The sequence below is a fragment of the Sphingomonas sp. genome (assembly GCF_024508665.1).
Classification (GTDB): Bacteria; Pseudomonadota; Alphaproteobacteria; order Sphingomonadales; family Sphingomonadaceae; genus Sphingomonas.
In genome coordinates this window covers 607,886-622,129 of record NZ_JANINP010000001.1, presented here as the reverse complement: position 1 = coordinate 622,129, position 14,244 = coordinate 607,886, and the positions used below count along the sequence as shown (strand labels likewise).

The 14,244-nt window shown below is 65.6% G+C and carries 13 protein-coding genes; 2 read left to right on the top strand and 11 right to left on the bottom strand.

Going from position 1 to position 14,244, the window contains the following annotated elements; all coding sequences use genetic code 11:
- From secA to Q0L25_RS02860, 3 genes are all read right to left on the bottom strand, one after another.
- On the bottom strand, nt 1-1,515 hold a 1,515-nt coding region (secA, locus tag Q0L25_RS02870), incomplete at its 3' end, for a preprotein translocase subunit SecA (RefSeq protein WP_296611396.1).
- An 80-nt stretch (nt 1,516-1,595) separates the two neighbouring features.
- Nucleotides 1,596-1,853: a hypothetical protein gene (locus Q0L25_RS02865; protein ID WP_296611395.1), complete on the bottom strand. Its 258-nt coding sequence runs from the start codon at nt 1,851-1,853 to the stop codon at nt 1,596-1,598.
- 165 nt (nt 1,854-2,018) lie between these two features.
- Complete coding sequence (locus Q0L25_RS02860; RefSeq protein WP_296611394.1) at nt 2,019-2,735, bottom strand: energy transducer TonB; 717 nt, start codon at nt 2,733-2,735, stop codon at nt 2,019-2,021.
- A gap of 95 nt (nt 2,736-2,830) precedes the next feature.
- Here Q0L25_RS02860 and argJ point away from each other — a divergent pair, with 95 nt between their 5' ends.
- A complete protein-coding gene (gene argJ / locus Q0L25_RS02855) occupies nt 2,831-4,057 on the top strand; it encodes a bifunctional glutamate N-acetyltransferase/amino-acid acetyltransferase ArgJ (RefSeq protein WP_296611393.1) in 1,227 nt (408 codons plus the stop codon).
- Between the two features lie 6 nt (nt 4,058-4,063).
- Nucleotides 4,064-4,675 carry a glutathione S-transferase family protein gene (locus tag Q0L25_RS02850; RefSeq protein WP_296611392.1) on the top strand — a complete coding sequence of 204 codons (612 nt, stop codon included), beginning with the start codon at nt 4,064-4,066 and terminating at the stop codon, nt 4,673-4,675.
- Nucleotides 4,676-4,759: 84 nt separating this feature from the next.
- On the opposite strand, the gene trxA is transcribed toward Q0L25_RS02850, so the two are convergent.
- The 8 genes from trxA to Q0L25_RS02810 form a co-directional block, all read right to left on the bottom strand.
- Nucleotides 4,760-5,083: a thioredoxin gene (gene trxA / locus Q0L25_RS02845; RefSeq protein WP_066587158.1), complete on the bottom strand. Its 324-nt coding sequence runs from the start codon at nt 5,081-5,083 to the stop codon at nt 4,760-4,762.
- 61 nt (nt 5,084-5,144) lie between these two features.
- Nucleotides 5,145-8,567 carry a double-strand break repair helicase AddA gene (gene addA / locus Q0L25_RS02840; protein WP_296611391.1) on the bottom strand — a complete coding sequence of 1,141 codons (3,423 nt, stop codon included), beginning with the start codon at nt 8,565-8,567 and terminating at the stop codon, nt 5,145-5,147.
- Entirely contained in the window at nt 8,548-11,514 is a 2,967-nt protein-coding gene (gene addB / locus Q0L25_RS02835) for a double-strand break repair protein AddB (RefSeq protein ID WP_296611390.1), read from the bottom strand. The genes addA and addB overlap by 20 nt, the downstream gene beginning before the upstream one ends.
- Nucleotides 11,507-12,268 carry a nucleotidyltransferase family protein gene (locus Q0L25_RS02830; protein WP_296611389.1) on the bottom strand — a complete coding sequence of 254 codons (762 nt, stop codon included), beginning with the start codon at nt 12,266-12,268 and terminating at the stop codon, nt 11,507-11,509. The genes addB and Q0L25_RS02830 overlap by 8 nt, the downstream gene beginning before the upstream one ends.
- Nucleotides 12,265-13,236, bottom strand: a complete 972-nt coding sequence (locus tag Q0L25_RS02825; protein WP_296611419.1) for a phosphotransferase — start codon at nt 13,234-13,236, stop codon at nt 12,265-12,267. Before Q0L25_RS02825 ends, Q0L25_RS02830 begins: the two co-directional genes overlap by 4 nt.
- Complete coding sequence (tsaE, locus tag Q0L25_RS02820; RefSeq protein ID WP_296611388.1) at nt 13,233-13,673, bottom strand: tRNA (adenosine(37)-N6)-threonylcarbamoyltransferase complex ATPase subunit type 1 TsaE; 441 nt, start codon at nt 13,671-13,673, stop codon at nt 13,233-13,235. Before tsaE ends, Q0L25_RS02825 begins: the two co-directional genes overlap by 4 nt.
- The gene (locus Q0L25_RS02815) at nt 13,673-13,969 is read right to left on the bottom strand and encodes a CcdB family protein (RefSeq protein WP_296611387.1); all 297 of its coding nucleotides are present in this window, start codon (nt 13,967-13,969) and stop codon (nt 13,673-13,675) included. Before Q0L25_RS02815 ends, tsaE begins: the two co-directional genes overlap by 1 nt.
- Nucleotides 13,969-14,217 (bottom strand): type II toxin-antitoxin system CcdA family antitoxin, encoded by a 249-nt coding sequence (locus tag Q0L25_RS02810; protein ID WP_296611386.1) that lies wholly within the window; start codon nt 14,215-14,217, stop codon nt 13,969-13,971. The genes Q0L25_RS02815 and Q0L25_RS02810 overlap by 1 nt, the downstream gene beginning before the upstream one ends.
- Between the last annotated feature and the right edge of the window lie 27 nt (nt 14,218-14,244).

The window sequence follows — 14,244 nt, the reverse complement described above, 5'->3', positions numbered from 1 at the left end:
ATTGCCGCCGAGCTGGATGTCGGTGCCGCGGCCGGCCATGTTGGTGGCGATGGTGACCGCGCCCTTGCGACCCGCCTGGGCGACGATGTGCGCTTCCATCTCGTGATAGCGCGCGTTCAGCACCTTGTGTTCGACCTTTTCCTCATGGAGGAATTCGGACAGCATTTCCGACTTCTCGATCGAGACGGTACCGACGAGCACCGGCTGACCCTTTTCGGCATGGACCTTGATCGCCTTGGCGATGCCGCGGAACTTGTCGTGGGTGTCCTTGTAGAACGTGTCTTCCTCATCGACCCGCTGCACGGGGACGTTGGTCGGGATCGACACCACGTTCATCTTGTAGATGTCGTAGAATTCGGCCGCCTCGGTCGCCGCGGTGCCGGTCATGCCCGCCAGCTTGGGGTACATGCGGAAATAATTCTGGAAAGTGATCGAGGCCATCGTCTGGTTCTCGGGCTCGATCTCGACGCCTTCCTTGGCCTCGACGGCCTGGTGCAGGCCGTCCGACCAGCGCCGGCCGTCCATCATACGGCCGGTAAACTCATCGATGATGATGACCTTGCCGTCCTTGACGATGTAATCGATGTCACGCTTGAACATCATGTTCGCGCGCAGCGACTGGTTCAGGTGGTGAACCACCTGAGTATTCTCGAAATCGTAAAGGTTATCGCCCTGGAGCAATCCGGCCGCTTCCAGCATGCGCTCGACGGTCTCGGTCCCTTCCTCGGTCAAGGTGACCGACTTCTGCTTCTCGTCCTTCTCGTACAATTCGGGCGCGAGTTGCTTCACCACGGCGTCGACGCTCTTGTAGAGTTCCGACTTGTCGTCGGTCGGGCCGGAAATGATCAGCGGCGTGCGCGCCTCGTCGATCAGCACCGAGTCGACTTCGTCGACGATCGCCATGGCGAACGGGCGCTGGACCATCTGGTCGCGCTCGTATTTCATGTTGTCGCGCAGATAGTCGAAGCCGAACTCGTTGTTCGTGCCGTAGGTGATGTCCGAGCCGTAAGCTTCCTTGCGCTGGAAGTCGGTCAGATTTGGCACGATCACGCCTACTGTCAAGCCGAGGAATCTGTAGACCTGGCCCATCCACTCGGCGTCGCGCTTGGCCAGGTAATCGTTGACCGTGATGACATGGACGCCGGTTCCCGGCAGCGCGTTCAGATAGACCGCCAAGGTCGCGACCAGCGTCTTGCCCTCACCCGTCCGCATCTCGGCGATTTCGCCGCGATGGAGAACGATGCCGCCGATCATCTGGACGTCGTAATGGCGCTGACCGAGCACCCGCTGGGCAGCTTCGCGCACCGTCGCGAACGCCTCGGGCAGCAAATCGTCGAGCTTTTCGCCATTGGCCAGCCGCTCACGGAAAAGCACCGTCTGGTTGGCGAGCGTCGCGTCGTCCATCGCCTGGAGCGCAGGTTCGAAGCTCGCGATCTTGCTGACGATGCCGCCGAGCGACTTGACGTAGCGGTCGTTGGACGACCCGAAAATGGATTTGGCGAGTCCGCCGAGCATGGTGATTTCCTGTTATATGGGTATGCGCGAGCCCAGCGGGCCGCGTCTAATGATTGCGAATGGATGTGGTTGCGCAGGCGCTATTCGCGCCGGCGGCTCGCAAAGGTCGGAATGGCGTCGGAAAACGCCAAGGCGGGCAACGCCGCAACCACGGCATGGACCGGTCCGGCGATCGGCTGAACCGGCCGAGCCGCGACCTGGCGCCGTACCTCTGCAGTCGCCTTGATCGCTGTCGCCACCACCGTGCGACTGACCGCCATCGGCGCCTGCGTCCCGCGCGCGCCAGCCGTGCCGCTCAAGGCGGACAACAAGGCGGACAGGAGCAGGATCAGGTTCAAGCGAGCGCTACTTCATCGATTATGACGCACGGTGACATAGGGTCGCGTCCGGCAAAGGTCTATCAAAATACTCTCAGTGCTTCTGTCCGGCTTCCACAGGCAGTAGCCACCGGATTTTCAATTGCGCGCGTTCACAATCGCCAGAGCGCCGGAATGTTTCCCAATTCAAAAAGCGTAGTGAATTCCCGGCACCGTGTAAGTCGAAGCGATCGGGTTACCGGACGCATCGCGAGCCGGCTTGAACCGACCGTTACGGGTGAACATCGCACAAGTCGCAGCATTCAGGGCAGGCGACGCGTCGCTCTTGATAATCGTACAACCCGAGACCATTCCGCTGGGCGCCACGTCGAGCCGTACAGAGACCGTCCCCCTGCCCTTTCTCGCCGCCGAGGGAACTTCGGCGTCGCGGACCCAACTGCCCGGGTTTTGGAGCGGAGTTACGGGACTGCCCGCCCGCGGTGCGGCTGCTGTCGCCGGAGAAGTCACCCCGGTGGGCTCTGGCGGGGGCGGCGGTGTCTCCAGCTTCCACATCATCGACGAGCTCCATTTGCTCGGCGTCGGCTTGTTCTTCTTGTTGCGTGGCACTTCGAACCGGCCATTGGCGGTCATGAAATTGCACGTCGTTTCATCGAGCAACGGCGATTCGGAACTCTTGGTCACCTTACAGTCGGAAACCCGCCCGGTCTCGTCGATCGACAATGTGAAGCTCACGCGTCCCTGCTCTCCGGACGCGCGCGCCGCCGGGGGATAGCCGTCCTGGGGGATCCAGCTGCCCGGATTGCCGATAGGTTTTGTCGTGGGAATCGGCTCGTCGTTATCCTGCGCCAGGGCGGCGCCTGGAAACGCAAAGGCGGCCAATGCCAGAACGACGGCAATACGCATCTTATTCTCCCCAGTCGACGCCACGCTAGCCCAACCCGACCCGACTTGTCACCGCCGCCTTTGCCTGTGCCGCGCACCTCTCTATGAGAGCCGCCATGACCGACCGCTCCCCCCTCGCCCCCACCGCCTTTCCCGATCTGCCCGACATTGCCGGCATCACGCGTCGTATCGCCAAGGCGCAATACAAGACCTGGGACCGTTGCGACCTGACCTATGTCGAGCTGGCGCCCGGCACCGCGGTCGCGGGCGTGCTGACGAAGAGCCGTTGCGCGTCGCCCGAGGTCGATTGGTGCCGAGCCGCTTTGGTGCTCGGGCGCGCGCGTGCGCTTGTCGTCAATGCCGGCAATTCGAATGCCTTTACCGGCGACCGCGGCCGCCACGCGGTCGAAGGGCTGGTCGCCAGCGTGGCGCGCCATCTCGATTGCCAGCCGTCGGACGTGTTCGTCGCTTCTACCGGCGTGATCGGGGTGCCATTGCCGCTCGAGAAAGCGGAGGCCGGGCTGGCAGCCGCTTTCGCGGCCGAGCCGTGCGGTTGGGAAGAAGCCGCCGCGACGATCATGACCACCGACACCTTCGCCAAGGCGGCGGTGACACGCGCGGTGGTCGACGGCAAGCCGGTCAGCCTGGTCGGAATCGTCAAGGGATCGGGGATGATCGCGCCCGACATGGCGACGATGCTCGGTTTCATCTTCACCGACGCCGCGGTCGATCCTGTCTGGCTGCAGGCGGCGCTTGCGCGCGCCAATGCCCGCAGCTTCTCGTGCATTACGGTCGACAGCGACACTTCGACCAGCGACACCGTGCTCGCCTTCGCGACCGGGGCGGCAGGCAATGTCGCGATCGCGCATGACGACGATCCCGGCGCCGACGCCTTTGCCGCCGCGCTCAACGATCTCTGCCTCCAACTCGCGCATCTCGTCGTGCGCGACGGCGAAGGCGCGACGAAGTTAATCGCCATCGAAGTGACCGGCGCCGAAAGCGACGCCAGCGCCCACCGCATCGGCATGAGCATCGCCAACTCGCCCTTGGTCAAGACGGCGATCGCGGGGGAGGACGCCAATTGGGGCAGGGTCGTGATGGCGGTAGGCAAGGCCGGCGAACCCGCCGAACGCGACCGCCTGGCAATCCGTTTCGGCGAAACCCAGGTCGCGCTGAACGGCTTGGCGGTCGAAGGCTATGACGAGGCGCCGGTCGCCGCTCACTTGAAAGGCCGCGAGATCGACATTGGAGTCGATCTCGGCCTGGGCGATGGCCGCGCGACGGTGTGGACCTGCGATCTGACCCATGGCTACATCTCGATCAACGCCGATTACAGGAGCTGAGAACCCGTGCTGACGATCTGGGGCCGGCTCAATTCGCATAACGTCAAGAAGGTTGCCTGGTTCGCCGAGGAACTAGGGCTTTCCTATGTCCGCCACGATGTCGGCGGGCAGTTCGGGATGAGCGATGCCTATCTGGCGATGAACCCCAATGCGCTGATCCCGACGATCGACGATGACGGCTTCATCCTATGGGAGTCTAATGCGATCCTGCGCTATCTCGCGGCGCGCCATGGCGGCGTGCGCTGGTGGCCCGACGAACCGCAATTGCGCGCGCTCGGCGATCGCTGGATGGAGTGGCAGAACGGCTATGCGCCGGTGCAACTCGACGCCTTCGTCAATCTCGTGCGGGTCGCGCCCGACAAACGCGACATGGCCGCGGTCGCCCGTTCGGCGCAGCGTTGCGGCGAGCGGATGGCGATCCTCGACCGCTATCTCGCCCAGACGCCCTGGTTATCGGGTGAGGATTTCGGCGTCGGCGATGTCCCGATGGGGGTTTATGCCCATACCTGGTTCACGCTCGATATCGAACGGCCCGACCTGCCGAACGTCGCCGATTGGTACCGCCGCCTGCAATCGCGGCCCGGCTATGCCAGCCAGGTGATGATCGCGCTGACGTAAATTCCCTCTCCTGCGAGAGGGAGAGGGCTGAAAAAAGGGCCGCACCCAAGAGGATACGGCCCCTTATTGTTACTCTGTTTCAGCTCAGGCGAGCTCGCCCTCGAGCCATGCCTTGATCCGGCCCTTGGGCTCGGCGCCGATCTTGGTCGCTGCCGGGCTGCCACCCTTGAACAGGATCATGGTCGGGATGCCGCGCACGCCATAGCGTGCCGGGGCGTCGGGATGATCGTCGATGTTGAGCTTGGCGATCGTCACCTGCTCGCCCAGCTCCTCGGAAATCTCTTCGAGGCTCGGGCCGATCATCTTGCACGGACCGCACCACTCCGCCCAGAAATCGACCAGCACGGGCTTGTCGGAATTGAGCACGTCCGCCTGGAAGCTGTCGTCGGTGATCTTTTTGGTCGCCATGGGGAATCTCCTTTGAAGCGGAATGTAGGCGCAGCGATGCGCTTGCTCAACGGGTCTGACCCTAGCTTTGCTCCATCGCGGCAAAGCCCGGCTTGTGAGGGGCGAGCACGGCCTCGGACAAGTCGAAAAGACGGGGAGCCGCCGTGTAGAGCAATGCGGCCTCTATCCGTCGGCCGGGAAAGATCACGCGCAGCGCTTCGGCATAAGCCGCCATCTGGCGCAGATGAAACACCGGCACTTCGTTGATCCCCAGCGGCACGCGGCGGCCGGTCTTGAAATCGATCACACGGACGCGGTCCGGCTCGACCAGCAGCCGGTCGACGGTGCCCGCGATGACATAGCCGCCGGGCACGATCGCGGAGATCGGCGCCTCCCCCAGCGAATTCGTGCCGAACAGATCGCGATGCGCCGGGTCGTCGAGTACCGCCATCACGGTCTCGATCAGTTCGCTCCGCACGGTCTTGTCGGCGACCTGCCCTACCGCAGACAGCCAACGATCGGCCGCCGTCGCTCTGCGATCGGGCGGCAAGGCAGGCAATCGCTCGAACAAGGCATGGATCAACCTGCCGCGTTCGGCTGCCGTCCGCATCGCCGCCGAGGGCGGCGGGTCGGAGACATCGTCTTCGCCGACGGAGGAGGGCGCAAGCGGCCGCGGCGGCCGCGCCTCGATCGGGGCGGGCTGGAATGCCCAATCGGGCAAAGCGACTATATGCGTCTCGGCGGTGCGCGAAGGCCGCGCCCTTACCGGCGGTTGCGGATCGTGTCCGGCAAACGAACGACGCGGGCCCTCTTCGCGTTCCGCAGTGCCGAGCGCCGCCAGCGCCGCTTCCGCCGCCGCATACCAGCTATTCTCCGACGGCACGCCTTTCGATCGCGGTCCCAACGACCCCGCTATTTCCAATCTCTCTTCGGCGCGCGTCGCGGCGACATAGAATAATCGCCAATGCTCGGCGAGTTCGCGCGCGTCGGCGGTCGTGATCGCCTCGGCCAAAACGCCCGACCGTTGTTCCTTGCGCGGACGGAACACGGGCAGCTTGATGTCCTGATCGGCCTGCCAGTCGAGCGTCGAGCGTGGCCGCGCCTCGGGATCGGCGGTGGCGTCGGCAAGGATGACCAGCGGCGCTTGCAGGCCTTTGGCGCCGTGCGCGGTCATCACCCGCACGGCGTCGAGCGGCTGCGACGGATCGCGCACGATTTCGACATCGCCGCGATCGAACCAGTCGAGGAAGCGCTGCAAGGACGGGATCGCGACTCGCTCGAATTCCAGCGCGGCGTTGAGCAGTTCGTCGATCGGATCGCGCGCTTCCTGCCCGAGCCTGCGGATCAGCTTGCGCCGCCCATCCAGCGACCCGGTCAGTAGTTCTTCGAGAAACACATAGGGCGTCGTGAAATCCGCGCGCCGCAGCATTGCCGCGAGCAGCGCGATTCGCTCGGCCGGCTGCGTCGTCTGAAGGTGCGCCCACAAGCCGCCGCGACGTTTCATCGCCGCGCGCATCAGCTCGTCCTGGCTCCAGCCAATCAAGGGCGAGACCAGCAAGCTGGCCAGCGCGAGGTCGTCTTGCGGCTGCAAGACGAAGCGGATGGCGGCAAGCAGATCCTGCACCGCCAACGGCGCGGTAAGCCGCAAGCGGTCAACGCCGGCGACTGGCACGCCCTCGGCATAAAGCCGCGCAACGATCAGCGACGCGAGCTCGCCGCGGCGTTTGACCAGGATCATTATATCTTCGGGACGGAGTGGCCGCCCTTTGCTCTCCAGCATCAGCGGATCGTTCGGATCGAGCCACGCCTTGACCTGGGCGGCGATACGCGTCGCGTGCGCGCGGACCGCATCGGTGACCCAGCCCTCCTCGCCCTCATCCTCTTCGCCGGCGAGGGTCGGTGCCCACAAATTGACCTGGCCCGGGCCTTCGACCTTGCTCGAGTGGCGCTGGTTGTCGTCCACCCCCAACCCACCGCCAGGCAGCACGCCGATCGCGGCGTCGACGAAATCGAGGATCGGCTGGGTCGAGCGGAACGAGGAGGTCAACGCGAGCTGCTCGAACGGCGTCGGTTCGATCTCGCTGATGTCGCTCGTCACCTCGGCGAGGTCACGAAAATGCCGTTCCGCCCAACGGAAGTTGAGCGGATCGGTGCCCTGAAAGCCGAAAATCGCCTGCTTATAGTCGCCGACCGTGAAGAGCGTCCGCCGCCGGTCGCCGCGAGTGCCCAAACCGGAGAAGAAGTCGCTCGCGATCGCGTCGACGATTTCCCATTGCCGCAGATTGGTATCCTGCGCCTCGTCAATCAGGACATGATCGGTCGCCTGGTCGAGCTTGAAGCGCACCCAGTCGCCCATCCCGTCCTGCCGCAGCAGCGCGACCGCGGCGTCAATCAGATCGTCGAAATCGACCGCACCGATGCGGCGCTTGGCGGCACGATAGGCGAAGGCATAATCGCGCCCGATAGCGAGCCCGGCCGCCAACAGATCGGCATAGTCCGCCAGATGGCGCATCTGGATCAGGCGGGAGACCTGCGCATGGCAATCGGCCGCGGTCGGAGCATAGTCCTCGTCCTGCGGCGCCTGCCCTTTGGCGAACGAGCGCAATTCGCCGTCCTGCCGCGCCCAGACGCCGTGCAGTTCGTCGAGTGTCATTGCCCGCTGCTCGGGACTTCTCGTCAACCAAGCGTCAATCATGTCGGCGCGGGCCAGCCCATTCTTGGTGCCCCATGCCCGATTGCAATCGCGCAACCGTCCGAGCAGGTCGTCGTCCAGTTGGGCGCAGCCGTCAGCGATCGCCGCCTCGACATCGTCGACGCCGATCAGGGTACGGCGGATATAGGGACCGACCCCCTCACCCATCGGCAGCGCCGCCATCGCCGCCGGCGCACGCGCGCAGGCACGCAGGAAGGCCTCCGCGCCCTCTTCGCCGAGTCGCAGGCTCAGCGCGCCGACCGCCCGGACGGCACCGTCGCGCCCCTCGCGCTCGGCATCGACCAGCAGTTGCGCCAGTGTCTCGCGCGCCAGCGCCGATTCCTCGCGCGCCTCGAGCGGGCGAAAGCCCGGCGTCAGGCCCGCTTCGACCGGGAAGGCGGCAAGCAGAGACTGACAGAAGCCATGGATGGTCTGGATGCGCAGGCCCCCGCCCGGCGCGTCGAGCACCTTTGCAAACAAGGTTCGGGCCCGCGCGATCAACGCCGGGGTAGCGCGCTCGCCCAGCGAGGCGAGATCCGCGCGGATGTCGGCCTCGGACGCACGTACCCAGCGGGCCAGCCGCTGGTTGATCCGTCCCGCCATTTCGGCAGCGCCTGCCTTGGTGAAGGTCAGGCACAGAATCGCGCCGGGATCGGTACCGCCGAGCAGCAACCGATAGACGCGCGCCGCCAGCACCTGGGTCTTGCCGGTGCCCGCCGACGCCGCCAGCCAGACGTGCGACGACGGATCGCTGGCGCGCGCCTGTTCGTCGACGAGCCGGGGAAGTATCCCCTCAGCGCCGCTCACGGCCATACCATTCGTCGCGGCGCATCAGCTGGTCGTAATCGCCGAACGGCGCATATTCGGGCTTCAGCTTGGCCGTGAACGGCGCCGCGCCGGTCAACCATGCGTCCGCCGCCTCGGTGAAATTGCGCCGCGCTTCGGCGACAAATTCATCCGCCGGGATGGGATCCTTCTTCTTCGGGTCGCAGGGTGAATCGACGTAACCGAACGCGCCGGCGCGGTTGCGGGCGAGCGACCAATATTCGAACCCTTCGACCTTGCCCGCGACACCGGCGAACTTGCCCGCCTCGGCGATCATGCCGAGCAAACCGAGTTGAAGGCTGAAGCCGGCGCGCACTGCCGCGGTCGAGGGCGGCTGTCCGGTCTTGTAGTCGACCACCACCAGCCCGCCGTCGTTGAGCCGGTCGATCCGGTCGAAACGGCCCGCCAGTTCGACGCCGGCCAGCTGCAAAAGGCCCTTGCCCTCGACCGCCAGGATGCTCCGTTCGCCCGCGCGATCGGACACTTCGCGCGCGATCCAGTCGACCGCCTCGATCAGCCGCGGCCCCCATAATGCCCGGATCATCGGATGCGTGCGCACGTCGCCTAGCAAGGCCTCGGCGCGCGGGCGCAAGGTTTCGGGATTGGCGCCATCCTCGCGAAACCAAGTCTCCAGGATCGCGTGGACCTGATTGCCGCGCCAGGCAGGGCTAGGTTCGGCGTCGACCGGCTCGATCGCACCGAGCCGTAGCATGCGCCGCGCATAGAAAGCATAAGGGTCAGCCTTGAGCCGGTCGACCTCGGTCACCGAAATCTGGCGCGGCCGATCCTCGACAGCGGGCGAAGGCTCGGGCCGCGAGGCGGGTTCGTGCATGCCGGGGTTGTCGATCGCCGCTGCCCATGATGCGAGATCGGGATCGCGAACGAAGCGATCTCCCGCCAGCGCCTCCAGCCGCAGCCAGAACCGCGACGCCAGGGTCGGCGATCGCCCGTCGCGGCGCGCACGCGTGATCAGCACTTCGGGCGCACCCAAGGCATTGGCGAAATCGTGCGCCGCGATGCCGATCCCACGGTCGAGCCCCGGCAGTCCCAGTTCCGCACGGATACGCGGCGCCAGCCACGGATCGGGCGCGGCGATCGCCGGCCATGTCCCCTCGTTCAAACTGCCGAGGATCGTCAGATCGGCGGTCTGCAACCGCGCTTCGATCAGGCCATAGATCGCCAGCCGCGGATGGCCGCCTTGGGGCGGGCGGATCGCGACTTCCTCCATCAAGGTGCGCAGCAGCGGCGCCACGCTGGCGGGATCGACCAATGCCGGCCCTTCCGCCGCACGCAGTTCGAGATCCGCGAGCAATTCGGCCGCGGCGCGACCCGCCGGCCCCGCCCAGACCGCAAAGCCGCATAGCGCCTCCGCCGTCTCTCGCAGCGTCGAGATCATCGCCGCCAACGGCTGCTCGCCACCACCGAAGCAACGCGACAGCGGTTCGAGCAAGCCGCGCATTTCCGGCCAGACCTGCCGCGCCGCCGCGCGAATCGCCGCCTCGCGCTCGTCGCCATCAAGCAGATGCGCGTCGATGCCGGCAAGCCCGGGTGCTGGGCGCGGCCCACGCAGCGCGCGATCGAGCGCGCGCACGCCATCGAGCCACAAGGTCCGCGGCTCGCCGCTCTGGACGAGCGGGTGTTTGAGCAACGCCAGCAACGCCAGCGGCGCAAAGTCCTGCGCCGCCGCTTCGGCCATCATCGTCAGCAATGTCCCCGGCGCGCGCGTCGCAAGCGGACGACCGGCGGTGTCGTCGACATCAATCCTCCAACGCGCACAATGCGCCGCGACACGCTCCGCCAACGCGCGGTCGGGCGTGACCAGGGCAGCAGTACGCCCCTCGACTTCCAACGCGCCGCGCAATGCGAGCGCGATCACCTGTGCTTCGTCGGCGGGCGTCGCCAGCTCGACCGCACGAATTCCCGTCAATCGCCGGTCGGGCGCTTCCAGATCGGTCCACTTGCCGGTGAATTCGGCCGGAGCAAAAGCGTTTGCGATCGCCTTACCGCGCGCGATGGACGCATCGTGATCGCTCCCTTCGCGCCAAGTCCGCACCTCGCCCCGCCCCGCGTTCATCCGTTCGAGCAGCAGCTTCAACTGGAATTGGGGATGGGTCTCGATCGACCGCGCCCTGAACCCGCTGGCATCCGGCTCGTGCGGCCCGAGCGCGTCCCATTCCTCATCCGGCATAGCGATGGCGAGATCCTGGAACACGACCAATCCCTGGTCGAGTTGGGCGACGCGCCGCAACAAAGCGGCCACTGCCGGCGCCGGGTCGGTGATACCCGCGGCGCAGACGAAACCCGCCGGTGGGGACTCCCTCCAGCGCACCGCCAGTCGGCGCAGGATTATCGCACGCCGCGCCGCCGCGTCCATCGCCCCCATGAGGGCCAGTTCGGCCGGCCAGCGGTCGATGACGATACGGAACAGGTCGAGCGCGCGTTCCCAATGGCTGGTCAATTCGCGCCCGACGTCGAGCTCGGTGAGTTTCGCCACTGCGACTTCCTCGACCAACAATTGGTCGAGCGTTCGTGCCAGCGCTCCGGCCAGATGCACCGCTTCGTCGGCGGCCACCGGCTCACCCTGGCGCGCGCGTTCCTCGCTGACTAGGCGCGCCAGGATCATCCGACGCGCCAGCGGATCGACCGGCGGCGGCAACGGCTCGAGATCGTCAGCTGGATCGAGCATCGCCCCGGCCGCCTCGTCCAGCGCGGGATCGCCGATCGTCACCAGCCGCGGCAGCAACAGCCCGCCGCCGCTCGCACGGACGAATGCGTCCTGTACGGCACGCCGCCCGCGATTGTTCGGCAGCAGCACGACTCCGCGCGCGAGCCGCATCGGATCGTCGCCAAACCGCTTCATCAGCCCGGCGACCAGCGCATCGGCAAAAGCGCGCTGCGCTGGGATCGTGTAAAGCGCGAGGCCGCGCTCAGGCATCGATCAGAAGTGCTTCCGTCTTGGCAATCGCCGGGGGTGTGCCGACGTCGAACCACAGTCCCTGATGGACGAAGCCATAAGCGCGGCCAGCTTCGATCGCGCGATTCCAGAATACATTGGTCGAGAACGGACCCTCCGGCCAATCATGGATCACGCGCGGCGACAATATCTGAACCCCGGTATAGACGAAGGGGGCTACCCTGCCCGGCTTTCGGCGCCCGGTGATGCGGCCGTTGGCGTCGAGATGGAAGTCGCCCAGCCCGCCATGATTGTGCGCGCGCGCCAGCGGCACCACGAGCAACAGCGCATCCATCGCATCGTCATCCCAACGCGACGCGAGCAGCTTGATCGTATCGGCTGGTCCATCGACCCACAGATTGTCGGCATTGGCGACGACGAACGGCTTGTCGCCGATCAACTCGCGCGCCTTCACGATCCCGCCGCCGGTTTCCATCAACTGATCGCGCTCGTCAGAAATGACGACGTCGATACCCTTCACCCGGTTCTTGAGATGCGCTTCGAGCGCGTCGGCGAGATAATGGACGTTGACCACCGCGCGCTTGATCCCCGCCGCGCGCAAACGGTCAAAGACATGATCGAGCAACGGCTGCCCGGCGACCTGGATCAGCGGCTTGGGCCGCGTCGCCGTCAACGGACGCATGCGCTTGCCGATGCCCGCAGCCATTACCATCGCGGTCTCGGGAACCGTGCCCCCCGGGTCTGGCCGCAGCGACAAGGTGCGTTTCGCGGTCATGCGCGGGCGATCTCCATCGGGTCGCCGCGCAGGTCGGCGGGAATATTGGCGCCGAACCATGCTTTGACCGGCGCAAGTGCCGGATGGTCGAGATCGCGGTTCAGGTAGCGCCACACGCGCGGACACATGGCCGGGTAGCGCGGCTTGCCGTCGCGCCGCCACAATCGGGTGAAGATACCGACGATCTTCGCGTTCCGCTGCGCGCCGAGCACGTGATAGGCCGCATCGAAATCATCGCCCGCGCCGGTCACGCGGCGATAGCGATCCAGCATCGCCGCTTCGATCTCGGGCTCGACGTCACGCCGCGCGTCCTGCAGCAGCGACACCAGGTCATAGGCCGGATGGCCGGCCAAAGCGTCCTGGAAATCGAGCAGGCCGAGCGCCTCGGTACCCCCGATCAACATCAGATTTTCGGCATGATAATCTCGCAGCACCGTCACCGGCTCGGCCGCCAGCGCGTGATCGAACACCTCGCCCCAGGCTTTGGCATAGCCCTCGGCATCGACCTTCACGCCGACCGCGGGGCAATACCATTCGGTCAGCAGGTCGGCTTCGCGCTGCAGCTCCTTGCGGTCATAGGGGCGCCATGGGCCCGCGGGTTCACCGCGCAAACGGATCAGGATGTCGACCGCAGCCTCGTACATCCTGAGCAGGCTTTCGGGCGCGGCATCGACCGTCTCGCGCATCCGGGCGTCACCGAAATCCTCAATCAGCACCAAGCCTTGCTCGAGGTCGGTACCGAAGATCGCCGGTGCTGGGAAACCGCGTGCAACCAGCCATTGCGCGACTTCGATGAACGGGCGCGGATCCTCGTGCGGCGGCGGCGCATCCATCAGGATCGCGCTGCGGCCGTGATCGGCGACGCGGAAATAGCGCCGGAACGAGGCGTCGCCGGCGAGCGGGAGCACATCGCCTTCTCCCCAGCCCAGCTTGGCGAGGAAATCGGCGGTCCCCGCCGGTGGATTCATGTCAAGGGCCATCGCCCTTCCCATGCCGTGGGCACCGTTGCTGTCAAGCGGCGTCCGCCATCGGGTGCGAAGTCCAAGGTCAATGCCAAGGCATCGGGCCACACGCCGGGCGCGCGCTCGGGCCATTCGATCAGCAGGACCGAGTCCCCACGCGCGTCGTCGAGCCCGAGTTCGTCGAGTTCCTCGGCATGCTCGATGCGGTAGAGGTCGACATGCATCACCGGCAATCGCGTCTCGGGCGGCGCATAGGGTTGGACGATCGCGAAGGTCGGTGACGGCGCTTCGCCCTCCAACCCCAATGCGGCCAGCAACCCGCGTGCGATGCTCGTCTTACCGGCGCCGAGGGGGCCGGACAGCGTGACGACGTCGCCGGGTCGCACGACCGCCGCAAGGCTCGCCCCTAATGCTTCCGTCGCTGTCGCGTCCGGAAGTATCATCAAAAGCCGCTCAGCAACATGTCGATGGCATTCATGATCGTGTCCTGATGTTCGGCGAGCGACCCCACGGACGTGCCAAGTTCGGCCTTCGGAATACCGACGAGCAGCGTCGTCATCATGATGACCCGTATGCCGGCCACCTCGAAGATCGGATTCAACCGCGGCAGATTGGACTTATGGCTATCCGCGGGAACCAACGGAGCGACTAATCGAGTTTCGATACTCGACAGAAAATCAGTTTGGCAGTCGAGCAGTAACGTTGCCTTTCCCGTGCGATAGACGTCAAATCGCGCCATCAGAATTGACGATATTTGGCCAAGGGAAGTTCGTTGTTTCTTACCCAATCATTATAGTCGTCGATGGCGCCTTTGTTTTCCTCCAGCCATCGGCGTTGGCGTTCCGCCTTGATCTCACGAGCAAGGCCCTCCTCGCTGGCACGCGAAACGTTGATTCCCAACGCCTTGGCGTCCTCCACTAATCGAGCATCGAGCGACACGTTGGTGGGACGACGAAAAGCGGAACGGTCTTCACGAACGCGGGCCATCACAATCTCCTATGCGCATAGAATATG